This window comes from Neobacillus sp. SAB-20_R2A (genome assembly GCF_049568635.1).
Taxonomy (GTDB): domain Bacteria; phylum Bacillota; class Bacilli; order Bacillales; family Cytobacillaceae; genus Neobacillus; species Neobacillus citreus.
Genome location: NZ_CP145895.1, coordinates 3,231,422 through 3,255,336 on the forward strand (window position 1 = coordinate 3,231,422; position 23,915 = coordinate 3,255,336).

General features: G+C 38.5%; 20 protein-coding genes. 6 read left to right on the forward strand and 14 right to left on the reverse strand.

Annotated elements, in window-relative coordinates; translation table 11 throughout:
* The first annotated feature begins 18 nt into the window (after window positions 1-18).
* Window positions 19-753 carry a hypothetical protein gene (locus V5M37_RS15750; protein WP_423798124.1) on the forward strand — a complete coding sequence of 245 codons (735 nt, stop codon included), beginning with the start codon at window positions 19-21 and terminating at the stop codon, window positions 751-753.
* 153 nt (window positions 754-906) lie between these two features.
* On the opposite strand, the gene V5M37_RS15755 is transcribed toward V5M37_RS15750, so the two are convergent.
* The 6 genes from V5M37_RS15755 to V5M37_RS15780 form a co-directional block, all read right to left on the reverse strand.
* The gene (locus V5M37_RS15755; protein WP_423798125.1) at window positions 907-1,332 is read right to left on the reverse strand and encodes a hypothetical protein; all 426 of its coding nucleotides are present in this window, start codon (window positions 1,330-1,332) and stop codon (window positions 907-909) included.
* Window positions 1,333-2,300: 968 nt separating this feature from the next.
* Window positions 2,301-3,581 carry a TRAP transporter large permease gene (locus V5M37_RS15760; protein WP_423798126.1) on the reverse strand — a complete coding sequence of 427 codons (1,281 nt, stop codon included), beginning with the start codon at window positions 3,579-3,581 and terminating at the stop codon, window positions 2,301-2,303.
* Window positions 3,559-4,062: a TRAP transporter small permease gene (locus V5M37_RS15765; RefSeq protein ID WP_423798127.1), complete on the reverse strand. Its 504-nt coding sequence runs from the start codon at window positions 4,060-4,062 to the stop codon at window positions 3,559-3,561. The genes V5M37_RS15760 and V5M37_RS15765 overlap by 23 nt, the downstream gene beginning before the upstream one ends.
* 81 nt (window positions 4,063-4,143) lie before the next feature.
* Window positions 4,144-5,241 (reverse strand): DctP family TRAP transporter solute-binding subunit, encoded by a 1,098-nt coding sequence (locus V5M37_RS15770; protein ID WP_423798128.1) that lies wholly within the window; start codon window positions 5,239-5,241, stop codon window positions 4,144-4,146.
* 232 nt (window positions 5,242-5,473) lie between these two features.
* Window positions 5,474-6,613, reverse strand: a complete 1,140-nt coding sequence (locus V5M37_RS15775; RefSeq protein WP_423798129.1) for an AbrB family transcriptional regulator — start codon at window positions 6,611-6,613, stop codon at window positions 5,474-5,476.
* Window positions 6,614-6,627: 14 nt separating this feature from the next.
* Entirely contained in the window at window positions 6,628-7,506 is an 879-nt protein-coding gene (locus V5M37_RS15780) for a LysR family transcriptional regulator (protein WP_423798130.1), read from the reverse strand.
* 218 nt (window positions 7,507-7,724) lie between these two features.
* Here V5M37_RS15780 and tcuA (V5M37_RS15785) point away from each other — a divergent pair, with 218 nt between their 5' ends.
* The gene (gene tcuA, locus V5M37_RS15785) at window positions 7,725-9,242 is read left to right on the forward strand and encodes an FAD-dependent tricarballylate dehydrogenase TcuA (protein WP_423798131.1); all 1,518 of its coding nucleotides are present in this window, start codon (window positions 7,725-7,727) and stop codon (window positions 9,240-9,242) included.
* A gap of 515 nt (window positions 9,243-9,757) precedes the next feature.
* Here tcuA (V5M37_RS15785) and tcuB read toward each other — a convergent pair.
* From tcuB to V5M37_RS15800, 3 genes are all read right to left on the reverse strand, one after another.
* On the reverse strand, window positions 9,758-10,924 hold the full coding sequence (gene tcuB / locus V5M37_RS15790; RefSeq protein ID WP_423798132.1) for a tricarballylate utilization 4Fe-4S protein TcuB: 1,167 nt from the start codon (window positions 10,922-10,924) through the stop codon (window positions 9,758-9,760).
* Entirely contained in the window at window positions 10,899-12,290 is a 1,392-nt protein-coding gene (tcuA, locus tag V5M37_RS15795; RefSeq protein WP_423798133.1) for an FAD-dependent tricarballylate dehydrogenase TcuA, read from the reverse strand. The genes tcuB and tcuA (V5M37_RS15795) overlap by 26 nt, the downstream gene beginning before the upstream one ends.
* 258 nt (window positions 12,291-12,548) lie before the next feature.
* Window positions 12,549-13,931, reverse strand: coding sequence for an MFS transporter (locus V5M37_RS15800; RefSeq protein WP_423798134.1), 1,383 nt, complete (start codon window positions 13,929-13,931; stop codon window positions 12,549-12,551).
* 340 nt (window positions 13,932-14,271) lie between these two features.
* On the opposite strand from V5M37_RS15800, the gene V5M37_RS15805 reads away from it, so the two are divergent.
* Window positions 14,272-14,751, forward strand: a complete 480-nt coding sequence (locus tag V5M37_RS15805) for a DUF2975 domain-containing protein (protein ID WP_423798135.1) — start codon at window positions 14,272-14,274, stop codon at window positions 14,749-14,751.
* A 10-nt stretch (window positions 14,752-14,761) separates the two neighbouring features.
* Window positions 14,762-14,974, forward strand: coding sequence for a helix-turn-helix domain-containing protein (locus V5M37_RS15810; protein ID WP_423798136.1), 213 nt, complete (start codon window positions 14,762-14,764; stop codon window positions 14,972-14,974).
* Window positions 14,975-15,099: 125 nt separating this feature from the next.
* On the opposite strand, the gene V5M37_RS15815 is transcribed toward V5M37_RS15810, so the two are convergent.
* The 3 genes from V5M37_RS15815 to V5M37_RS15825 form a co-directional block, all read right to left on the reverse strand.
* Window positions 15,100-16,551 (reverse strand): DEAD/DEAH box helicase, encoded by a 1,452-nt coding sequence (locus tag V5M37_RS15815; protein WP_423798137.1) that lies wholly within the window; start codon window positions 16,549-16,551, stop codon window positions 15,100-15,102.
* A gap of 69 nt (window positions 16,552-16,620) precedes the next feature.
* On the reverse strand, window positions 16,621-16,821 hold the full coding sequence (locus tag V5M37_RS15820) for a cold-shock protein (protein ID WP_213145849.1): 201 nt from the start codon (window positions 16,819-16,821) through the stop codon (window positions 16,621-16,623).
* A gap of 164 nt (window positions 16,822-16,985) precedes the next feature.
* A complete protein-coding gene (locus V5M37_RS15825; RefSeq protein ID WP_423798138.1) occupies window positions 16,986-17,255 on the reverse strand; it encodes an HU family DNA-binding protein in 270 nt (89 codons plus the stop codon).
* Window positions 17,256-17,745: 490 nt separating this feature from the next.
* Here V5M37_RS15825 and V5M37_RS15830 point away from each other — a divergent pair, with 490 nt between their 5' ends.
* A complete protein-coding gene (locus tag V5M37_RS15830) occupies window positions 17,746-18,549 on the forward strand; it encodes an SDR family NAD(P)-dependent oxidoreductase (protein ID WP_423798139.1) in 804 nt (267 codons plus the stop codon).
* Window positions 18,550-18,825: 276 nt separating this feature from the next.
* Here the strand turns inward: V5M37_RS15830 and V5M37_RS15835 are convergent, their stop codons facing one another.
* Window positions 18,826-20,265, reverse strand: coding sequence for an amidohydrolase (locus V5M37_RS15835; protein ID WP_423798140.1), 1,440 nt, complete (start codon window positions 20,263-20,265; stop codon window positions 18,826-18,828).
* 44 nt (window positions 20,266-20,309) lie between these two features.
* Window positions 20,310-21,566, reverse strand: coding sequence for an MFS transporter (locus V5M37_RS15840; protein ID WP_423798141.1), 1,257 nt, complete (start codon window positions 21,564-21,566; stop codon window positions 20,310-20,312).
* Between the two features lie 181 nt (window positions 21,567-21,747).
* Between V5M37_RS15840 and V5M37_RS15845 the strand changes: the two genes are divergently transcribed.
* Window positions 21,748-23,811 carry a helix-turn-helix domain-containing protein gene (locus tag V5M37_RS15845; RefSeq protein WP_423798142.1) on the forward strand — a complete coding sequence of 688 codons (2,064 nt, stop codon included), beginning with the start codon at window positions 21,748-21,750 and terminating at the stop codon, window positions 23,809-23,811.
* The last annotated feature ends 104 nt before the right edge of the window (window positions 23,812-23,915 follow it).

The following is a 23,915-nucleotide window of genomic DNA, read 5'->3' on the forward strand; positions in this document are numbered from 1 at the left end:
TACTTGAGGTGATTTTCATTGGATTCACAGTCAGATCAACAAGTAGAAAAAGAGAATGAAGAAGAAAATATAGAAAGAGATTACCCGACGAGGCAAGCTGTCAAAAGGGAGCGAGAAAAAAAGGAACATAATAAATTGTCTATGGGGAAGAACAAGAAAGCCGATGATCATGGCTTTGCGGGAGTATCCTCGATATTCAAGTTCTTTTCGTCAAATAAGAATAAGAAAGTAAAGATGTTCTGGATAAAACTAGTCTTTAAGATTTTAGTTGTAGCGGCTGTTTTTTTCGACATCAACTTCATTCTGAACTTAATGAAAGATCCTATTAGTAATTTTCCGCATACATTATCTGTAGTTGGAATGTGCGCAGGAATTAACTTTATTGCCGTTTGGATTCTTTTTTATAAAAATTCATTGATAAGGTTTTATCTCTCTCTATTTGCAATAGTAGGATCATTTGCGTATTACATCTATGTCAATTATACGAATCTTTCCTTTTTAGGTGTTAACACCATAGCTTCAGTGCTTGTTATTATTTCGGTATTAATGGTCATAAATCCTAAACTAAATTATTATGTAAAAAACATCTTGTTGCTGGTGATACCTGTATTAGGAATCTATTTTAGTGGTAATAAATTCGCCCTTGTATGGACTCTTATGATTAATGCCGGATTGATCTTATTATTTAGAGTGCCAAAATCATCTAAAAAAGAAGAAGATAGAATAAAAAGAAATATAAAGCAATCAGCTTAATAGAAAAATATCTGTTTTGAATGAAAATAGGCCGAAAATATACATTTGTTTAAAACACTTGTATATTTTCGGCCTATTAAAAATTTCAAATATGTAAGACATATGTTTAGTCAAAAACAACCTTCTTAAGTATTTTTATATAGAATCAATTTTTCACACCTTTAACAGTTGTTTATCCAATTCACGTACTTGATCATATGCTTTTAATAGATGTACCGGTACTAGTGTTCTTCCATGTTCCCAAGCATTCTCTTCGACTTCTGCTAAAAGCTGTTTCTTTTCTTCCTCTTTGCCATAATAGAGAGTCTTTAAAACCCTTGGATTTTTCCTGAATTCCATATAGTACCCTAGCTGATGATAAAGAATAAGTTTCACAAAGTTCTCATCTGATTCTTTCACTTTAAAGTTAATTTTGGCGTTATATCCATTAATTTGTAGGTAGTTAAACTTTATCGTATTTGTGGATACGTTATAACTCATTGGTGCAGCGAGTTTGTTGGTGAATTCAACGTTTATTTTTAGTTTCAGCTCTTTTAATGTATTTGTAATGATCTTCTCAATATCCCACATATAAAGCATATGATTTTTCCTTTCCTAAAAAAACATTTTCAACTCTATTAGTCTTCTTCGTAATTAATATACAAAGCAAATATTAAATTGGCATGTTGAAGTTGTTTTAACAATATAATACGCCTGCATAATGTAACAAGAGTCATTTTTCATAATTTTGGTTATGGACTATACTCCGTTTTACTAATAAGTTGGATAAAAGAAGGGTCTTTTCTAATAGATTGTTGCTGACTGAATAGAAAAACTGCTCCAAGTAAGACGAAATAACTTTTGCCTCCCTGTACGTGACCAAACACTTGGAAAAATAACTTGTTCGGTCGCATAAATCCTTTCTATGCACCCCATCTCTTGAAAAAATTAGTGGTTCGGTCGCATAGAGCCTTTCTATGAACCACAGCTCTTGAAAAAATTAGTGGTTCGGTCGCATAGAGCCTTTCTATGAACCCCATCTCTTCAAAAAATCAGCGGTTTGGTCGCATAGAGCCTTTCTATGAACCACAGCTCTTGAAAAAATCAGCAGCTCGGTCGCATAGAGCCTTTCTATGAACCCCAATTCTTGAAAAATCAGCGGCTCGGTCGCATAGGAACAAAAGATAAAAACAGAGGATAATCCTAACGGAGTACCCAAGGATGTCGCAAAAATGGTGTGTGAAATGTGGAAACGAGACTTTCCACATTGGTTACATCAAAATGAGCTGCCATACATCAATCGTTCTGATACCAGCGCAATTTATTCCACCAAATTAAAAACCCCCTAAGTGGATTGTTATATCCAACTTAGGGGAGCACTTCAAATCGTGGCTTTTTGTATGCGATTTTGTTACTGTTTAGGTCTTTTATTCCTCTCATTTTCCACATTGAACCAATTAATATATGCATTAAACTAAACACAGTCAAAATTTCTTATCTATAAAAAAGGCTTGCCCATTATTGCATGATGCACGAGAACCGTCCCCATGTTTCACTTTCAAAAAAGATTACGTTTGTTGTTTTGGTAACCAAAGAGAGAGTTCTGGCCACGCCATGACGATTACCATGTAGATGATCATGAGGACGATGAACGGAACACAGCCCCTAAATACTTCACCTAATTTTGATTTTGCTATGCCGCCAATGACGAATAAGTTCAAACCAACTGGCGGAGTAATTTGTGCAATTTCCATATTGATAATCATCACGATTGCAAAATGTATTGGATTAATTCCTAATGATAACATGATTGGCAATAATAACGGGAGTGTGATGAGCATTATAGAAGAAGACTCTAAGAACATACCTAAAATAAAGAATAGGATCGCTGTTAGAACAAAGAATAATAAGACATCCAAAGACTCTAAACCCATCATTTTTTCAGCAAGTGCTTGTGGAATTTGTTCCTGTGTCATAAACAGTGAAAATGTCATTGCGCCTGCAATAATCAGCATAATCATGGCAGTTATGCCAATACTTTCATTAATGATTTCCTTCCATTTCTGTAGCGATGTCTCTTTATACACCAGAAGTGAAACAATTACAGCATATACGGCTGATACAATGGATGCTTCTGTCGGTGTAGTTGTACCAGTATAAATACATCCTAATATCAAAACAGGTAGAAAAGCACCCCATATGGCTTTCCTTGATGCTTGAATTCTTTCCCGCCAACTTGCTTTTTCTAATTTTCCATAGCCTTTAATACGAGCATAAATAATGGAATAAATAACAAGACATAATGTTAATCCAACTCCAGGAATGACACCTGCCATAAACAACGCCCCAATGGATTGTTCTGTTACAACACCGTATACAATTAACGGGATACTTGGTGGAATTAGAATGCCCAATGTACCGGAAGCGGCAACTAATCCCATCGCATATCGCTTACTATATCCAGCGTTAACCATCGCAGGAACCATGATAGATCCAATAGCAGCAGCGGTAGCAGGACTTGACCCGCTTATCGCAGCAAAGAATGCACAAGCTACAATCGTAACCACTGATAATCCGCCAGATATATGACCAATCCAAGCTCTTAATGAATCAATTAAATATTTGGCTATTCCACCCTTAGCTATAATTGTACCGGCCAAGACAAAGCCAGGAATGGCCATTAAGGTGACAGAATTCATGCTAGTGAAAATCTTTTGTGGAATAGTCCACATATTAAAACTCCCATCCAGCCAAAACATAAATGTTGTTGCAGCTATTAAAGCTACAGCAATCGGAATCCTAAGAAGAAGGAGTATAGCAAATGTACTAAAAAGCAGTATGGTTTCCATCCAGGTTCTCCCCCTTTCCATCATTCTTGATTATCCTTATGGTCTTATCAATAAAGCGGATCATAAACATCAGCCCAGAAATAGGGATAACAAGATAGTAAATCCAATACGGTGTCCTTGTGTCCATTGTAACTTGACCGCTATTAAAAGAATGCTCGACTAACACAAATCCGTTATAAGTCAGGAACATACAGAAGCCGATACCAACCAGATTAGCGAAAATATCAATGAATTTCTGTATTTTTTTTGGAAACAATGTATAAAAAATATCTACGCTAATATGGTGGTTATCACGAAGCCCGACAGATAACCCAAACAGAACTCCCCATACTACTAGAATACTAGCTGTCTCATTAATCCAGATTGTCGGGGAATTAAACACGTAGCGCATAATTACCTCATAAAACATCAGACCTAAACCTGTTATAAGAAAAAGAGCTGAGGAAAAGTCCTCAAAAAACAAATATATTTTTTTAATCATGTTCAAGGCCCTGCCTCCTTATATAAAAGCTGATAGTAAGATTTGACTTGTTCTACTAAAAAGAGAGTAAGATCCCTCCTTTTAGTTTCCAGCTTTAATAGCTTTAGTTAGAATTTCTTGATTCATCTTTTTTGCCCACTTATCAAAAACAGGTTTTGTTGCTTGCTTAAACTTCTCTTTGTCTTGGTCTGACAATTCAACGATCTTAATTTTCCCTTCATTCTTGATTTTTTCCATTGATTCTGTCTCGAGCTTTTCTACTTGATTTCTTCCTTCTTCAGTCGCTGCTTTCATTGCATCTGTTAATAGATTTTGTGTTTGTTTATTTAATCCATCCCACCATTGTTTATTCGTAACAACAGCATATTCTGATCTAGCGTGACCCGTAATGGTCAGATTATTTTGCACTTCACCATATTTTTGTGTTTCAATATTGACAATACTATTTTCCTGACCGTCAATTGTACCTAATTGAAGGGCTTGATATGTTTCATTGAAGGAAATTTTCGTCGAAGAAGCACCTAAAGCATCGTAAACTTCATTTATAATTTGACCGCCATGTGTTCGTATTTTTAAAGATTTTAGGTCTTTTGGCTCTTTAATAGCTTCTTTATTATTCGTAATGTGCTTAAAACCATTTGGCCAAAATGCCAGACCCTTCATTCCATGGGTATCTAATGTTGCCAGAAGCTGTTGACCTGCCTCACCATCTTCAAAAGCACGAAGGTGTTCTTCATTTTTAAACATAAAAGGCAAATCAAAAATCTCGAAAGTTTCTTCAAAACCACTTAATTTAGCTGCTGCAGGTATGATTATTTGCACATTTCCAGCTTGAACTGCTTCTATCTCATCATTATCACCGTAAAGCTGACCTGATGGATAAACCTTAACTTCTATTTTGCCGCCGCTTTTTTCTTCAACAATTTCTTTGAATTTAATTGCCGCTAAGCCCTTTGGAGTGTTATCCGATGCAACATGTGATAGTTTAATTTCTAGTTTTTGAATAGCTGAGTCTTTATTTCCTTCCTTTGAAGCACCGACAGAACTAGCGTCGCTTCCACAACCTGCCAATGGAAGCAGTAATACTACGGATAGCAAAGACATTTTTGCTAAATTGATAAGTTTGTTTTTCTTATTCCCTACACTCGAGTCATTGTAATCCCTTACATTTCTGTTCATCATAGTATCTCTCCTTATTTTTTAGAGTATTGCTGTAACAGCCTATAGCTCTCATTTATTAATTAAGTTCACCCCTTTTTTAACCTTCCAATAGTGTGAATTATTAGATTACATTAATCGTAGTTTAATTTTCTGAATAAATAAAATATCGTTTTTTTCGTTTTACTATAAAAATAATTTATTATTCTCCTAAATTTTCTTTCCTGGCTTTTTAAAAAAAGAAAAGAAGAAATCACTCGATTTCTTCTTTTCTTTGAACTCCATGTACATTTATGATTTGTTGTTTTTTTCTAATGCTTAATTTTAATACCAATCTCAATAAAGGAGGAACAGCAATATAGATATATAGCATTCGAAAAAGTTGATAGCTAGTCACCGTTGATAAATCCGCATTAACTTCATGGGCAATTATCCCCATTTGATCCATGCCGCCAGGGGCTAGACTTAGAAATCCGGTTATTGTGGATAAATGATATGTCTTTGTTAACAGCAGGCTAAAAGCCATTGTTATACCTACCATAATGATCCCGCTGATTAGAGCAAATGATATAATTTTCTTTTTACTTTTCATTTTTTCAGGTTTTAATAGCAAACCTATATAACCGCCAACCATAAATTGAGCGAGGTTAAGTAGAGAAGAAGGAAGAGGTAATCCCTTTAAAACAAAAAGGTTAAGTAAGGCAGCAACCATGACTGGTGCTAAAAAATATGGTGCCGGCAATTTAATTTTTTTCCCGATTATAGCGGCTAACAAGCAAATGACTGCAAAAAATAAGATATCCGGAAAAAACTGATTCCATTGTATACTGTTTTTCACTATCTCTGCTGAGCCCATTGTTCTTTCTTTTAAAAAGATAGGACTGAAAACGACAAACGGGAGTAAAAAAACAACGACCAGGACTCTAGTTACATGGAAAAAGGTAACGATTGTAAGATCAATCCCCTTCATTTCTTCAGCAAAGATAACAATTTGTGATAACCCCCCTGGAATACTGCTCGTTAAAGCGGTTGGATAATCAATTCCGGACCATTTAGAGATGACAAAAGCCATACCTGCACAAGCTAGGACGATTAAAGTTGTCAGGATCAACATGGAAGGGAGATGGCTAATGATGTCTGAAAGTGAACTTTTTGTAAAAGAAATTCCTATTGAATACCCTACAATGATTAATCCCGTATCTCTCATGGCAACGGGCCAATAAAATGTAACATTTTTGAATCGTGACGCAATTAAAAGGGCTGCCATTGGCCCAAGGAGCCAGGGAATTGGCACCTTAATTAGATGAAAGAGCCATCCTCCAAAACAAGCGGTTATAATAGCAGCTATAAATTGTATTGTTCTGCTTTGGTTAGATAAATCCCACTTTTTCAACCTGTTCCCTCCCCTTATGAAAGCTCCCCTTTTGGCTGCTTACTTTCAATTAGAAAATCTATAAACGCTTTAACCTGTGATAATTCCAACGTAACATCCCTGTAAAAAATCCAAGTTTCTCGCTGCAAAAAGCTATTATCATTTAAAACAATCGGTTCTTTATATAGAGGGTCATCTTCTTTAATACAGATTTCTGGTAAAATAGCGTAACCTAAACCGTTAAGAACTAATTCTTTACAGGTTTCAATTCGGTCAACCTCCATTGAGACATTAGGAGGAACGGTAAACGTTTCCTGCCACCAGTTTTCAATGACATTTCGTAATGACTGGTCCGTCATATAATTGACCCTTGGGTGAAATGGAAGATCCTTAACATCTATTTTTTTGCTAGACACGATAAATATTTTTTCCTTTTGAATTAATACTTTATTTTCGTTCCAGTTATATGGTCCTCTGACAATGCCAACATGTGCTTCTTCCTTTTGAAGCATTTGGAGAATATTAGAACTCCACCCTGTTTTGAGGGTAATCTCAACATCGGGGTATAAATTGAGGAAATTCTTTAATAAAACGGGTAATTGATAGCGGGCAAACAAGCCAGATGCCCCTAATCGTAACGTTCCTTTCACTTCTTTATCCAAACTAGAAACATGTTCTTTTGCTTTTCTTAATTGGTTAAGCATATCTTTTGAATATTGAACAAGATATTCTCCTTTGACAGTAAACTCGACGCCTTTTTTTCCTCTCGCAATCAAGTTTGTTTTAAACTCAGTTTCTAATTGTTTTATACGATAGGTTAAGGCGGGCTGTGAAATAAATAATCTTTGTGCAGCCTTCGTTATATTTCGCTCTTCATAGAGAGTGACCAACATGCTCCAGTCTTTCTCATCCATAACTTTTTTCTCCTTTTACCATAAATATTTTTTATGGTTATTTAAATTCAGCTAAAAATTATCTTATTTTTAAAATTATATTACAACATATTATATAAATCTATCTTTCTATAGGAGGATTTATTGATAAAAAAATCTATAAATAAATTTTATGGAATCTAATAAAAAAACAATATTTTTTTTATTCAAAATATTACCTTATTATCAACATAAAAGGAGTGATTATATTGGAAAATAGACAAGTTTATAATGTAGTAGTTGTAGGGGCAGGAAACGCCGCTTTATGTGCAGCCATCTCTGCAAAAGAAAATGGTGCTAGCGTTCTCGTATTGGAGCGGGGACCTATTGAAAAACGGGGTGGAAACTCTTTTTTTACCGATGGAGCCATTCGGGCTGCATACAATAATTTAGAGGCTATTAGAAAGGTCATTCCTCAGTTAACAGATGAAGAAGCAGAAGTGATTGTTTTACCGGAATATGATGAATCAGATTTTTATAATGATTTAATGCGTGTAACAAATGGAAAAAGCAATCCCGAACTCGCAAGACAATTGGTCTCAAAATCCTATGAAACTATTTGCTGGATGCGAGACCAAGGAATTAAGTTTGAGTTAAATTATGACAATCAGTCCTTTATTCAAGACGGTAAACGTCATTTTTGGGGTGGATTACCCCTTAAAACTGAAAATAAAGGCGTTGGCTTAATGCAGATGCTCTTTGAACGGGCAGAAGAACTTGGCATTGATATTTGGTATAACTCTCGTGCAGTGAAATTAGAAACAGAAGATAACCAAATTACTGGGGTAGTGGTTGAAAAAGAAGGTACTATTGTTTCTGTGAATACATTGGGTGTTATTTTGGCTTGCGGCAGCTTTGAAGCCAATAAGCAAATGAGAACGGAAAACCTTGGTACGGAATGGGAAGCTTCCATCGTCCGCGGAACTGAATTTAACACTGGAGACGGTATTAAAATGGCGCTTGAAGTAGGAGCTCAAAAATTTGGAGAGTGGTCTGGGTGTCATTCAATCGGAACAGATTATAATGCCCCAAAAGTTGGTGACTTTACAAAGCCAGGAGATATCTTCAAAAAACATTCCTATCCATACAGCGTTATGTTAAATAATCAAGGTAAACGTTTTGTAGATGAAGGCGCAGATCTTAGAAACTACACCTATGCTAAATATGGCCACGAGGTGTTAAAACAGCCTGGTCATGTAGCCTATCAAATTTATGATGCACAGGTCCGCCCGATACTTCGGAAAGAATACGACCTGAATGAAGCAACCTTTTATAAAGCAGATACCCTGGAAGAGCTTGCTGATTTGCTGCCGGTTAATAAATCGCAATTCCTTAAAACAATTGAAGAGTACAACAATGCTGTCCAGGATGGTGAATATCGGCCTGCAGAGAAAGACGGCAAATGTACTAAGGGAATTACTCCGCCTAAATCAAACTGGGCGCTTCGTATTGAACAATCTCCTTTCTATGCTTACCCTGTAACATGTGGAATTACATTCGCCTTTGGAGGCTTGCACGTAAATCCATTAGGCCAAGTGTTAGATAAGGAAGGACAACCTATAGAGGGATTATTTGCTGCTGGGGAAATGATTGGTGGAATTTTTTACGGTAACTATCCTGGCGGATCAGGTTTGATGTCGGGCGCAGTATTCGGAAAAATAGCTGGGTCCACTGCAGCCAGTTATATTAACGAAAAGCCAAAACAATTAATTAATTAGTGATTGCTACCATAATCATGGCACAACATTCTATCAGTGAATCTCGTGCCATGATTATTTTTTTAGAGCTGTTATTATTTATTGTTGATTTAAGTGCAGGTATGAGAATTGATAGGCGGAGAATTTCCGGCTAAGGTATATAGGGTAGGCATGAGAATCAAATATAAGCGGAGATATTCCGATTAACTGCTCTAAATAAGACAAAATCCAAAGGTTTGGATAACATAAACGGAAAAACTTCCTTTATTTATATGAAAATATGGATATTTCCCAATTTAAACGGAATTTTACGTTTATTTTTCAAGCACAGTGATATACATCCAGGAATAACACAGCCATATTTTTAAAAGATGGTAGTACAGGGCTGTGACCAAATCCTTAAAAATTTGAAAGCCGATACAATATTTACTCATAATAAAATGGCTTCCGGTAAAACAACCGGAAGCCATTTTATTGTGATTACTACACCCTGGCATTGCTTTTTTTCATAATATTTAGCTTCTAACATACTGCAATCAATGTTTGCCCGTAACCGTTGTACCTGTCTTAACAGGCTGCGTTCCAACTTTCACTTCAACAGGCTGATGTGCAATGCGCTCTTCTTGTGCATAACGGATAAGAGCTAAATAACGATATACAAAGTGGGCAAATTTAGTATATGGAGCTGTGAAGAATAGTGCTGCAACACTTCCTAAATGGATTGCCAACAAAATTCCCATGGCTGCAGTTTCACGTGCCAGCAACAAGATCATCCCTGTCACTGCAACAACCAGTAATGCAACGATAAATGAAGTTCCTGACTTTGCTGCTTTTTCGTCGCTGATTTCAGGATCGCTTTTTGCTTTAAGCACTAACAGTCCAATCGTTCCAACAATAATTCCAATGCCGCCTAAGGTTCCCAGAATGACTACTGGATGGTACACAGGATATGGCGCAGGAATGTGTAAAACATGTGCGTAGAAGGCCCCTAATGCTGTTGAAGCAAGATCCAGCATAAAACCATAAGATACTAAATGGTGAAACTTACGGCGAATAGTAGAAGGTTCCTCTGTTGGATAATTGCAACCTGCACCTTCTCCTCCCAGATAACGAAGGCTAAGCGCATATTTTGTACCAGTTACAATATCTTTTCCAATGATTTTTTCAGACTTAGCTGACTTAATGTCCTTCCAGAATCTGCTCATTCCAGTCAACCAGCCGCCAACCATCCAAATTCCTAAAGCCAAGAAAACTATAATCATGACAGCTTCCGACATGGACTTATAAAATGCTCCTGATCCTACTTGCGCTTCCAAAAGTCCAGAAGTTCCGTTCGTTCCCAAAATTAAAGCTACCATTAAAATAATTCCAAAGAAAAATGTAATCCAAAAGCCGCTGCGTTTTTCTCCGAGTGCCTTGGCAAATATTCTCGGACTTGCATACTTTCGATAGGTATCTTCACGCAATTGCGCAAACAGTTTTGGCGGATTAATGCCAAATTCATGTGGTGTTGTAAATGGACATGCATGATAGCAGTCCCGGCAATCATGGCACAAATTGGCCAAATACGTCATATCATTATCTGTGAAATCCCGGCGCCACTCAATAGATTGCCATACGGCACAGTATCCCTCACAGTAGCGGCAAGCATTACATAATCTCATTTGTCGTTTTCCATCATCTAGTAGCTCTTGTGATTGCATTTGCTGCTTCCTCCCCTGCAATTCTTCCTAAAACCGCCCCCATTGTGAGTCCAAACCCAGCCAGATACCCACGACGCAGTACATTACCTGCTGCCATTTCTCCTGCTGCAAACATATTGTCACAGAGGCTTCCATCCTTCCACTTGATCCTTGCCTGTTCATTTACTTCTACTGAAAGGTATGTGAATGTAATTCCAGCCTTCAATGGATAAGCATAAAATGGAGCCTTATCGATTCGTACCGCCCAATGGCTTTTTACCGGTTTTAATCCTTCTGTTTTACAGTCGTCTAATTCACCGGGATTAAACGTTCCTGGACGAACGGCATTGTTAAAGTCCTCAACCGTCTTAGCCACCACTGTGGGGTTAAGGCCCAGTTTTTCCGCCAATTCCTCGATTGTTCCTGCAGATACTGGTTCAAATACCGAAGGCATGAATTTTCCAAGTGTCTGACTGTCAATGATCGAGTAAGCAACTTGATCGGGCTGCCGGGCAATCAGTCCTCCCCAAATGGCATAGCGTTTCGGCCAGAAATCTTCTCCTTCGTCGTAGAACCGCTCACCATTCTTATTTACTACAATGCCAAATGGAACACTGTCAAGCCGGGTAACAATTCCTCCGTCAAACTTTGGTGCCCTGCCATCAACCGCAACGGCGTGAAACGCATCGGGTTCTCCAATCTGGGATGCACCTTTATTTAGCAGCATCTCAAGAACATTCCCCTGATTATATGGGGTACCACGGATAATAAAATTCTCAGCAGCGTCTCCCCAGTAACGTTTGTGCCATTCTATATTTGCTTCAAAACCGCCAGCGGCAAATATGATCGCTTTTGCTTTAATTGTCTCGATCCGGTTATTCCTGCGAACTTTAGCAGCCTTGAACTTAGTGCCGCTCATTTCAATATCTTCAACCTTTGAATCGTACCAGACTTCTACCCCTTTTGCTTTAGCAGTTTGATAGTACGAATTCATTACAGCCTTACCGCCGCCAAGCTGGAAGATATTTGTTCTTCCTAAATGAAGGGTCCCAGATAGTGCCGGCTGCCATTGAATCCCCTGTTTGTTAAGCCAGTCGGGAAGTTCCTCGGATTTACGCACAACTAATCTTGCAATAGGTTCATTTATTTCCCCACCAGCAACGCGCCTTAAATCCTCCAAGAACTCTTCCTCAGGATACATGCCAGTCATAAACTTATTCTCACGTGTATTCATTACCCTATAGTCCCGGGTAAGCCTGCTATTACCACCGCGATAAAATTTAGGAGCCCTTTCAATTACCAACACCTTCACCCCTTGATCGCGAGCTGATAGTGCAGCAGCGAGAGCAGCGTTCCCGCCGCCGACTACTAAAACATCCGTCTCCATGATTAAATCCCCTTTCGTGATGTATCAACCTTTAATATAACTTTAATATAATATTAGGAATAAAAAAAATATTAAAAATTTATGCAAGTGCATAAAATTATTTTATGATAGATTATGAGGGAAATAAAAAAGGTTAAGACAAGAAAGAAGCTAAAACTAGTTTAGCTTCTCCAACCCGGATTTCGAGAAACCCGGAAAAAACCTACTATTTATAACTGTAAATGGAAACGACACCCCTTAGGGTGCCATTTTTTCAATCTATAAGTTAGATGATTGTGAGAATTTTTTAATCAATTGTGTCCCGTTGATTTCTTCAAGACTTCTCTTAGAAGTACGTGGACCAAAGAATATAGCTGCAGCTGTTAAAACCCAAACAAGTGATATAAGAATAAATACATTTAAGTATCCAAATCCGGTGTATACAAAACTAATAATAAATGGTCCGATAATATTGGATGCACGGCCGATACCATATGTTAATCCTTGTCCAAAAGAACGCACTTCTGTTCCATAAAGTTCTGAAGTATACGTATATAGATTGGATGAGAAGGTTCTTTCGATATAGTTAATAAGGAAACCAAAGATAACGATCATTACAGGATTTAATGTGGCCCCGAATAAAAACACAGCAATTGCAAGGAAGAAACAGGCAGCAATAATATTTGTTTTTCTCTCAAAGCGGTCCGAAATCATGGCACCCGTAAATGCGCCTAATGGAGCACCCAAGGTAATTAATGTGCTATAAAGTAAGGTACGCGAGATATCAATTCCTTGATTTACCAATAGGGTTGGAACCCATGATCCAAATCCATAGAAAGCGATTGTTTGAAGAATCCACACTGCAATTAGAATGGTTGTACGTTTACGGTAAATTCCCTTGAAAACATCAGACATTTTACCTGTAGTGACTCGAGCAATGGAAACTTCAGGATCTGGTATAGCTAAAGGACCTTTTTCACTTGCAACCATTTTTTCAATTTGTTCAATGGTTGCTTTCGCTTTACTTACCTGTCCCTTCATTTCATACCAACGTGGTATTTCAAACAATTTTACGATACCGAATAAAGCGAAGATTCCCAACGCTCCCCATACAAATACAAGTCTCCAGCCAAAGTCCGCCATAGGAACTACCAAACTAGCAACATAACCCGTAATTGGGATACCTGTAATACCAAGTCCTACTGCTAATGCTTGATACTTACCACGAACAGCTTTTGGGAAGATTTCAATTATGTAAGTATTCGCATTCACCAATAAAGCTGAAGCAGCCATCCCTGTTACAAATCTGAAAATGGAGAGTGACCAAACATCCCAAGCGAGCGCATTCAACCCAGAAAATACAGATAATAGGACTAGTCCAATCATAATAGCTTTCTTTCTTCCTGCTTTATCGCCGAGCCAGCCGCCTATGGTAGCCCCCAAAAACATTCCGAAAAAGGCACTGGAATTTATGGTTGCAATAACATTCATTGGCAAATCCCACTGTTTCATTAATGCAGGTGCTGCATATGAAAACGTATTCAAATCCGCAAATTCAAAAAAATAAGCAACCGCTAAAGCAAAAATAACTCTCTTATGAATCGAAGAAATAGGTAAACGGTCCATACGATTTGCAATGTTAAGCCCCGTTGTTCTACTCATGACAATTCCCTCCCACTTTTCATCTTCTATCCCCGTCTCCTCTATGTTACTTTTTCACAACTTAATAAGCTTATTAAAGCGTTACATAAAAATTATCATAATTTATCGAATAAAAAAAATATTGATTATTTATACACTACCATAAAATTTTTTTATCCTTTAGGAAAATGATGTTCCAATACGTTTTAATTACAGCCTACTAATTCCAAGTGCGAAAAGAAATAAGCATTTAGAATATTTTATAACAATAATAATATAATAAATGACGGTAATAATTTATTGTAAATCAATAAATTACGTGTTAAAGTCATTTTATAATTAAATTAGTGAGGTGTTTATTTTGAGAGAAGTCACAACATTGTTTTTAAAAATTGCTGTTTTTATAATAGGACTACCAGTTCTTGCTTTATGTATATTTTTAGTGCCCCCTATGGCGAATTTTGCAGCAAAAATGTATCCAAATATTGCCCCGATGAAATATCTCGTTTACATCGTGATGTATGGAGCGGCTGTGCCTTTTTACTTTGCTCTCTATCAGGCTTTCAATCTTTTACGGTACATTGACAAGAACACAGCGTTCTCGGAATTATCTGTAAAGGCATTAAAGAACATAAAGTACTGTGCGATTACAATCAGTGGTTTATATGTATTAGGTATGCCACTCTTTCATTTTATAGCGAGGAAAGTTGACCCTCCTATTGGATTACTGGGACTATTCATCATTTTTGCTTCGTTGGTTATCGCCGTTTTTGCGGCGATCCTCCAACGGCTTCTACAAGAAGCGATTAACATAAAATCAGAAAATGATTTGACAATCTGAGGTGTGTGATATGGCAATTATTATTAATATTGATGTGATGTTAGCAAAACGAAAAATGAGCGTAACGGAGCTTTCGGAGAGGGTTGGAATTACGATGGCGAATCTTTCCATTCTGAAAAATGGGAAAGCAAAAGCGGTTCGCTTTTCAACATTAGAAGCGATATGTAAGACTTTGGATTGTCAGCCAGGTGATATTTTGGAGTACAAAAGCGACGAAGAATAAAAACAGACAACAAATTTATTTAACGGGAGTCGATAGAGAATTTAAGGGATAGCAATTAAGCTATCCCTTCTTTGTATTTATTGATGTATTAATGCATCGAGAATATCCTTCCCGTATTCATTTTATTATGCTTTCTTTTTTCGAGAGGACATGGACGTTTTCTTACGATTGCTATTTCCCCCTTTCCCCCTAAATTCCATATTCCCTTTAGTGTTTTTCCTTGATTTCTCTTGGACTTTTGTTTTAGGCTTACTGGCATATCGCGGTGTCTCGGAAGTTAACTGAACAGGAACATCCCTCTGTTCCTTTGACAACAATTTCAAGGCAACTGAAACTAACGCGATAGAATCGTACTGATCGAGCAATTCGCCTGCTGCGCGTTTAAACTGCGTGGACTGCTCCTCTTCAACCAATTGAATCATCTTTTCTACTGCGGCTTGCTGTATTGACTCCCTTGCCTCCGCTACCGTCGGTATTGATTTGCGCTGGATATTTCCTTTCGAGGCTTTTTCAATACTGCGGATCTGTCCGGTTTCCCTTGGTGTAGCAAATGTGATAGCTAACCCCGTCTTCCCAGCTCTCCCCGTTCTGCCGATTCGGTGAACATAACTTTCCGGGTCTTGAGGAATATCAAAATTGTAGACGTGGGTAACCCCTGAAACATCAATTCCCCTCGCAGCCACATCGGTCGCAACTAATATATCAATGTTAACCTCACGAAATTTATTCATCACAACATCTCGCTGTCGTTGATTTAAATCTCCGTGCAATCCATCAGCAAGATATCCTCTTTTATTCAATGCATCACTTAATTCATCCACGCGTCTTTTTGTTCTTCCAAAAATCACCGCTAATTCAGGGTTATCCACGTCTAGCAGACGGCAAAGAACATCAAATTTATCCCGTTCATTAACCTCATAATAAATTTGCTTAACAGTTGGAGCGGTAACTTCCTTGGCTTTCATCTTTATGAGCTCTGGATCCCTCATAAACTTTTCCGCAAGATTTTGAATTGGTTTTGGCATGGTTGCGGAGAACAGCAAGGTTTGTTTTTCTTCAGGGGTCTCTTTGAGAATTCGTTCGATATCCTCGAGAAAGCCCATATCTAACATTTCATCCGCTTCATCCAATATCACCATAGAGATGCGGTCTAACTTTAGCGTCTTCCGTTGAATATGGTCCAAAAGTCTTCCGGGTGTTCCCGTAATAATGTGGGGCCCCTTTTTTAATGCCTTAATTTGGCGATCTATCGACTGCCCTCCATAAATCGGGAGAGAGGTTATGCCCATGTATTTCGCCAGTCGATTGATCTCTTCTGAAACCTGAATAGCTAATTCTCTTGTAGGTGCAATGGCAATCGCTTGAACATATTTTTTACTCGTATCCACTTTCTCCAAGATCGGTATTGCGAAGGCAGCCGTCTTTCCGGTACCTGTTTGCGCTTGTCCAATAATGTCCTTACCCGTCAAAGCTATGGGAATGGCTTTCTCTTGAATAGGAGATGCTTCTTCGAATCCCATATCTGTAATCGCTCTTTGAATGGGCTCACGAATACCCATTTCATGAAATGTTGTCATATCAAAACTCCTTTGAAAAATAAATAACAGACTCATAAAGAGGCTGTTATTTATTCGTTCTTCTTATTATTAAGCTTTGTGAACGTTTGAAGCTTGTGGTCCACGTTGACCCTGCTCTACGTCAAATGTAACTTCTTGACCTTCTTCTAAAGATTTATAGCCTTCACCTTGGATCGCTGAAAAATGAACGAATACGTCTTCTCCACCTTCACGTTCGATGAATCCAAAACCTTTTTCGCTGTTAAACCATTTTACTTTACCTTTTTCCAATATTGCTGCCTCCTATTGTGTAAATATGATTATATTATTACCTAGATAGATGAAAGTTTATTCAGTATATTATTAATGTGAAGCCATCCAAGAAGGGAAGTTTAAGGAACAAATGCTGATCTTCGTAACACATGGCACATCTTAAATTGGGATCACCCTTAAACTTATATTTGCTGTATTAATGACTTACTTGCCCGGAAAACCGGAACTTTGCCAGCTTGAATGATCGATTCTTCCCCCGTTTTAGGGTCGATACGAGTACGAGCTTCACGTTGACAAACTTCAAATTTACCAAACCCTGAAAGTGCAAAAGAATCTCCGCTAACTAGTGATTGAGTAATTATATCGAATACAGCCTCCACAGCTGTTTCTGCATCTTTCCTAGACAGCTCCGACTTCGCTGAAACTTCATTTATTAATTTTGTTTTGTTCAAAAGTAATCCCTCCATTTTGTCAAAAACCTGCTTTCCTGACCCTAAAACAATGAAAGCCCTACCTCTCTTTCATCCTTACGGCTCCTTGACCGTGCCAGTATGAATCAGGATTGTAAAAACAAAAAATTACTTTAATTAACTTATTTAGAAAATATCGATTTATGCGGAGAAAATATGAAATAATCGATTATGAGGAAATAAAGAGGCGCATTAAATATATAAGCAACTGGATAACGATGGAAAGACAAACTTAAGAAACTAATCATTCAATATTTGTTACCTTTATTATTATACCACATTCTGTATTATTTATCAAAACTTTACAATATCATTAGTCTTCGTTTTGTGTCAATGATTTTTGCCCAGTTACGTATCGTATGACGATGCAGGAACGGGTCGTCACTTTCTACAAATAAAAGAAGAATTTCATCCACTTTACTCACATATCATGAATAGGTAATTTTTCATAACAAAAATACGGGGGAATAGGATGAAAGTATACAATAAAGTGATCGTCGTAACAGGTGCTGGTGGTGGGATTGGGAGAGAGCTCGTCCTCCAACTCCTGGAAAAAGGAGCTAAAGTCGCTGCCATCATTCACAAAAACGGGCTAGAGGAAATAAAATCATTCGCTACTTTATACGGCGATAAGATTTCGATACACATGGCTGATGTAGCTAACAGAGAGAATGTAGAAAAACTTCCAGAAGAGATCATCGCGGCTCATGGCTGCATAGATGGAATCATTAATAATGCCGGAATTCTTCAACAGTTTAAAACCCTCAACGATCTTGATTATGATCATATTCAAAAAGTCATGGATGTAAACTTTTATGGGGTGCTCTATATGTGCAAATCGTTCTTGCCCTACCTTTTAATTCGACCAGAAGCGCACATTACCAATGTATCAAGCATGGGTGGATTTCTTCCGGTGCCACTTCAATCGATTTACTCCGCTTCAAAAGGAGCCGTCAAAATGTTAACGGAAGGCCTGCATTTAGAGCTTAGAGATACCAATGTGGGCGTAACCATCGTCTTTCCGGGTGCAGTCGACACCAACCTAGTCCAAAATGCGAAAATAGAATTCGAAGGAACTGACAACCATTCCTATAAGATGCTCAGTCCAAAGGAAGCGGCTGCGATCATTATTAATGGGATGGAAAACAATAAATACCGGGTATTAGCAGGAAACGATGCAAAAATCATGGACTTCCTATATCGTTTACACCCCAAAAAAGCAACGGACCTCATTTTGAAAAAAATCAAAACACCTGGAAAAAAGAATGACCTCTAAATTCAAACTATTACATCATCCCCAAAATGCTTCATTTGTACTGCTTTAAACTTATAATCCTAATGATTATTTAAATTAAGCAGTTTTTAAAAGGGTGGTTGACTAAATTCATTGAGTATAGCGCTCAGTGATTAGGGCACGATGGGTCAATCCCCACGCCCCCACCATTAACATATAGGGTGGGCACAAAAAAGGTCAGTCCCCTTCTTATGAAAATTAATCGGGGACTGAACCTTGAAAATCAACTAAATATTTGTTAATAAATCAAAAATTTCCTTAACGTGTTGAAACGGGATCTGTATTATTCTTTTGTACAGGAGGCTTTACATCAGCTGGAATGCCAGGTATATAATCTCTGCCTTTTTTACTATTCATAAATTCAGCTTTCGCTTTTTCTATTGTACCATCTTGATTAAGCAGAAGTTCGTAGGCGGTTAAGGCCATTACTTTTGCTGCGAGATGCATCCCCTTCATCCCAATGGACGAACCAAACGATGCAGTAGCCTGCCATGTATGGAGATTTACTCCAAGTGGAGCACAGGTAGTCATAATCGAACCGACCGGGACAATCCACGATACATCCCCCACATCCGTCGATCCACCAACAGTGGTCCCAAAGTAATTTGGATTGTGGTAAAACTGTGCATCTAGATCAGTGATTCCGTCACCGCCAATCATCAATGATTGTTGTTTGGCAGCCGCTAATTCAGCCGAGTTAATGGTCAGGCAAAGTTCTTTGGCGAATTTTTCCTCTTCTTCCGTAAATGCCAGCTTTCCTCCTATTTCCGCTTGGGCGAACATAAGTTCATTTAGGGTTTTGTTTGGCAGCGTATCATAACAGCCAGCCTTGATTTCCCAACGTACCGAGGTCTCGGTCATCATGGCTGCTCCCTGTGCGACTTTTATCAATCGAGCCTCCAAGTCTTCCACCTGATTTCGGTCCACACCCCGTAAGAAGTAGTAGACACTGGCGGAATCAGGTACAACATTTGGGGCCATTCCGCCGTTTGTAATCTGATAGTGGATTCGAGTACCGTCTGGGACATGCTCTCGTAAATAGTTTGCGCCCACATTCATCAGCTCCACTGCATCTAACGCACTTCTGCCCAGATGTGGAGCTGCACCAGCATGTGCAGTTCTTCCGGAAAAATAAAACTCAATAGCAGTAAGTGCCTGCATCCGGAAATTGGCTGTCATATTTGAAGTCCCTGGATGCCATGTCAGGGCACAATCCAAATCATCAAAAACCCCATCTCGTGCCATAAAGGTTTTTCCTGACAACAATTCCTCTGCCGGACAGCCATAATAACGAATGGTCCCTGGCAGTACCTCTGCCTCCATTTGTTCCTTTAAAGCAATAACCGCTTCTACCCCGGCTGTTCCCAGCAGGTTATGACCACAGCCATGACCCGGTCCATTTGCAACAACGGGTGAATAAGTGGTACTTACTTGTTGTGATAATCCAGGAAGCGCATCAAATTCACCAAGAATACCAATAACCGGTTTTCCCTTTCCGTATTCCGCTATAAAAGCGGTTGGGATCTCTCCTATTCCTGTGGAGACCTTAAAACCAGCTTCCTCAAGCGCTTTCATTTGCAATGAAGATGCAAAGCTTTCCGTATAGCCCACTTCGGGGTGGTCCCAAATTTGTTTGGATATTTCCGTATAATTGGCTTCATTTTTATTAAGCCAATTAATAATATCTGCTTTAGCCATTTCTGCTCTTCTCCCTTCTTTTTAATCTGTGTAACAAAGAACTGTTAAATTGGCTTGCTCACAACATTCGCACTTACATTACTTGCTATTTGTTCATGACGTTTTGGTGATGGCAGAAATATGGCAATCACTGTCGCCAAAAGGCAGGACACCGTCAGAAACAAGAACGCGCTTTTGTAGGACCCGCCTGATGCATTAATAAGAAATCCCATAATCGCAGGGGAAGCAATACCTGCTGCTTGTCCACCGAAATTGATCATACCGAAGGCAGAAGCAACTACCTGTGGTTTCATGATGCGATGCGGAAGTGTGAAGACAAAGCTAAAAACAAATGAAACAAATGTAAAAGCCACAGACTGATATACTATGATGAGAGTAAGGCTCGTGGCAGATGACATAAGAAAAAGGACGATTGTCAGGATTAACATACCAGTAATAACACCAAATTTTGCATAAGAGCCAAAACGGTGGATAATCCGTCCGCTGATGAGCATACCCGTCATCGCGAAAACAGCAGGGATGGCAGTGAGGAGTCCGGCAGAGCTCAGATTGATGCCATATACCTGCAACAGGTAAGAAGGCATCCATGACATGAGGCCCCAGCTTGCGATATTCATAAAGAAAAAGATAAATAGCACTTTCCATAGATAAGAATTCCGAAGGAGTTGCTTGTACTCTCCTTTACTCGATTTACCTATTTTTTTGGAATTCTCTTGGTTTGCAATGATTCCATGATTTTTGGTGGCGAAGAGGAACCAAACCACAATAACTACGCCTAGCAAAGAAATGAGATAAAAGACAGGGCGCCACCCAAGCAGGGCGAGCAAAGGACCACATATAATGGCTGCAACAGCACCGCCTATCATATTTGAGGACATCATGGTTGACTGGGCTTTTGTTCTTTGGTCAGCAGGGAAATAATCAGCAATTGCCTTTGTGCTGGCGGAAGGATACCCGCCTTCCCCAATTCCAAACAACAATCGGATGACAATCAAGGAAACTAGTGACCAGGCCAGTCCTGTAAGAGCTGTAAATAATGACCAGAATAAGACAGCTATAACAATGACTTTTCGTGACCCAAAGCGGTCGGCAAGCCATCCCCCTGGAATCTGCATCAAAGCATAACCAATGAAAAAACTGCTAAGGATCATTCCTAATTTGGATGCATCTAACGATAGGTCTTTTCCAATTTGGACAAGCGCAAAGCTAATTGCAGTCCGATCAATATAAGATATTATCCAACCGAAAAAAAGAATCGTTAAAATCATTTTGCTATTCGGAGACTTGACTTTACTCCCCATTACAACCCACCCCTTTTATTATTTTCTAACTTATTTAAATTTTACAAAAAATATTATAACTTTGTCATTGTCGCAATTCACAATGAATTCAGAATTTCATTGTGGATATACACAATTTATAGGATAATGAAGAGAACAGCACAGTCGTCCCAAGATTACTTTCATTTTTGGAGGATTTTCTATGGAAGTTAGTTCAAAGTTGTTAAACTCTTCATCCTATCATGTCTGGATTCTGGATTCCTCTGACGATTGGGTTCTTATTTGTGGAACCCCTTCTAGTGAGGAAGTGGAGCCCATTTTTCAATCTGCAAAATGGGCTGAATCATCACCCCAAATAAACCAAACCTATCAAACTTGTTATGACACACATACTGGAAGCCAATTATTTATATTTGAGACGGAATCTCCTGAATCCATTTCAGTCCGTGCCAAAATTCATTTAAACAGACAGCTTTCTCAGATGGAATGCGATCATTTTGTATTACAAGCTCGTTATGTATTGCTTCGTCAGTCCGTCAACCGCCATTGGCAAGAGCATGATTCTTGGCTTAAAGGCCTAAATACACTTACCTCCACGCTTGATTTGGATGAACTGCTGCACAATATCATGCACAATGCCTTAATCGCCATACCTGCGGTAGATACTGGTTTTTTAACTCTCTATGATCCCGAGACACAAAAGCTCACCCCAAAAGCAAGCATTGGCCTAAATCAATCTATTAATGAATTCAAAACGGATATCGGCGAAGGGATTGCAGGAAAGGTATTCATGGAAGGAACTGGCTGTATTTATAATCAGGACCAGGCGAGTGAGGCTATAAGCAATTTACAAGAGGAAAATTACACAAATTTGATGAATTCACTCCATCCATCTGAATTGGTTGCCAATATTACTACAATGGCTGTACCAGTTAGGATGAATGACGTAAAACTCGGAGTGATGATTGTTCATCAAATAAAAAAGAAACGAAAGCTAAACAAAGAAGATTTACGCCGTTTACAGGGGTTTGCCGACCAAGCAGCCATTGCCATCACGAATGCTAGACTTTTCTCTGAGCTGCGTGAAACGAATGAACATCTGATTAAACGTAATCAAATACATGATATCTTTACAAAACTCTTATTAAAGGACACTGATTTGATAGCAGTGATCAAAACGGCTGAACGTTTAATCGGCCTCCCTGTTTACCTTTACGATTTAACCAAAAATGAATGGTATCCTATCACTCCCAAGCCATTAGCATCTTCGGATTTTCCACTATCCTTCTACTGGGAGAATCGCGTGGATTCTTGGACCATAACTGGGGAGAACGAAGCTCCTTTTTATTTCCATCCGGTTGTCAATGAAGGAAATTCTATCGGCTACTTTGTTGTGGAGTTGCACCGGCCACTGAAGCCCTTGGACCAAATTGTGTTAGAGCAAGGAGGAGCTTTGGTTGCCTTAATGATGGTCAATACCTATTCCTTAACAGATATGTACTATAAAAGAAGCTATGAATTTTTCAACGAGCTATTGCAGTATCGAGACCCTAATCTACTTACAGCAAGATGCAGAGAATTTAAGCTTTCGCCAGAAAAACCCCTATTTGTTACATATCTGCAGGTAAACGAATTAGGACAAGATATGAAGAAAAGAGAAGTTTCCTTAAGGAGGTTGATTTCAACTCTTCATAAGGAACTTGGGCATACAGACATCCTTTTGTTTGGTTTTCACGATAAAATAACCATTATCCTGCATGCAAAAAACGAGGCTCAACGGGAAAATCTAATCCAAAAAATGAATGCTGCTGTGAAATATTGGAGTAATCATGATACCACACTCCTTCAATGCGGAATCGGAAGACTTTACACAGGTCTTGAATACGTGATGAAGAGTTCCGAAGAGGCGAGTAAATCGTTAATGTACTTAACGGGGCGAGGCATACCGGGATTCTTAAAATATGAAAACATTGGGATAAACAGGTTATTTTTGAATCAACAAACAAAAGATATTGAGCAATTTATTCAGGAGGTATTGTCTCCTCTCCAATCTCCTAAGGCTAAATCCAGCGATTTGGAAATGACATTAAAAACTTATATTACTGCCAATCGGTCTACTTCTATTACAGCGGAGCAGTTACACATTCATCCCAATACTTTATACCATCGAATAAGAAAAATTGAAGAGCTCCTAAACGTTGATCTGAACGCTCCAAACGACTGGCTTACCTTACTTTTGGCCTGTCATCTTAGTGAATCGTACTAGCGCATATAGTCATAACTTTGCCATCGTGATTCAATGCACCATCAATTTGTAATAAAACTTTAGATAAAGATCAATTAAATCCCCGCTTCAGTTGAACCAGTAAA

What these genes read in the sequence shown, in the direction of transcription:
- V5M37_RS15755 (WP_423798125.1), bottom strand. Translation starts at nt 1,332, where the DNA reads ATGCTTTATATGTGGGATATTGAGAAGATCATTACAAATACATTAAAA.
- V5M37_RS15760 (WP_423798126.1), bottom strand. Translation starts at nt 3,581, where the DNA reads ATGGAAACCATACTGCTTTTTAGTACATTTGCTATACTCCTTCTTCTT.
- V5M37_RS15765 (WP_423798127.1), bottom strand. Translation starts at nt 4,062, where the DNA reads ATGATTAAAAAAATATATTTGTTTTTTGAGGACTTTTCCTCAGCTCTT.
- V5M37_RS15770 (WP_423798128.1), bottom strand. Translation starts at nt 5,241, where the DNA reads ATGAACAGAAATGTAAGGGATTACAATGACTCGAGTGTAGGGAATAAG.
- V5M37_RS15780 (WP_423798130.1), bottom strand. Translation starts at nt 7,506, where the DNA reads ATGGATGAGAAAGACTGGAGCATGTTGGTCACTCTCTATGAAGAGCGA.
- tcuB (WP_423798132.1), bottom strand. Translation starts at nt 10,924, where the DNA reads ATGCAATCACAAGAGCTACTAGATGATGGAAAACGACAAATGAGATTA.
- tcuA (WP_423798133.1), bottom strand. Translation starts at nt 12,290, where the DNA reads ATGGAGACGGATGTTTTAGTAGTCGGCGGCGGGAACGCTGCTCTCGCT.
- V5M37_RS15800 (WP_423798134.1), bottom strand. Translation starts at nt 13,931, where the DNA reads ATGAGTAGAACAACGGGGCTTAACATTGCAAATCGTATGGACCGTTTA.
- V5M37_RS15810 (WP_423798136.1), top strand. Translation starts at nt 14,762, where the DNA reads ATGGCAATTATTATTAATATTGATGTGATGTTAGCAAAACGAAAAATG.
- V5M37_RS15815 (WP_423798137.1), bottom strand. Translation starts at nt 16,551, where the DNA reads ATGACAACATTTCATGAAATGGGTATTCGTGAGCCCATTCAAAGAGCG.
- V5M37_RS15830 (WP_423798139.1), top strand. Translation starts at nt 17,746, where the DNA reads ATGAAAGTATACAATAAAGTGATCGTCGTAACAGGTGCTGGTGGTGGG.
- V5M37_RS15835 (WP_423798140.1), bottom strand. Translation starts at nt 20,265, where the DNA reads ATGGCTAAAGCAGATATTATTAATTGGCTTAATAAAAATGAAGCCAAT.
- V5M37_RS15840 (WP_423798141.1), bottom strand. Translation starts at nt 21,566, where the DNA reads ATGGGGAGTAAAGTCAAGTCTCCGAATAGCAAAATGATTTTAACGATT.
- V5M37_RS15845 (WP_423798142.1), top strand. Translation starts at nt 21,748, where the DNA reads ATGGAAGTTAGTTCAAAGTTGTTAAACTCTTCATCCTATCATGTCTGG.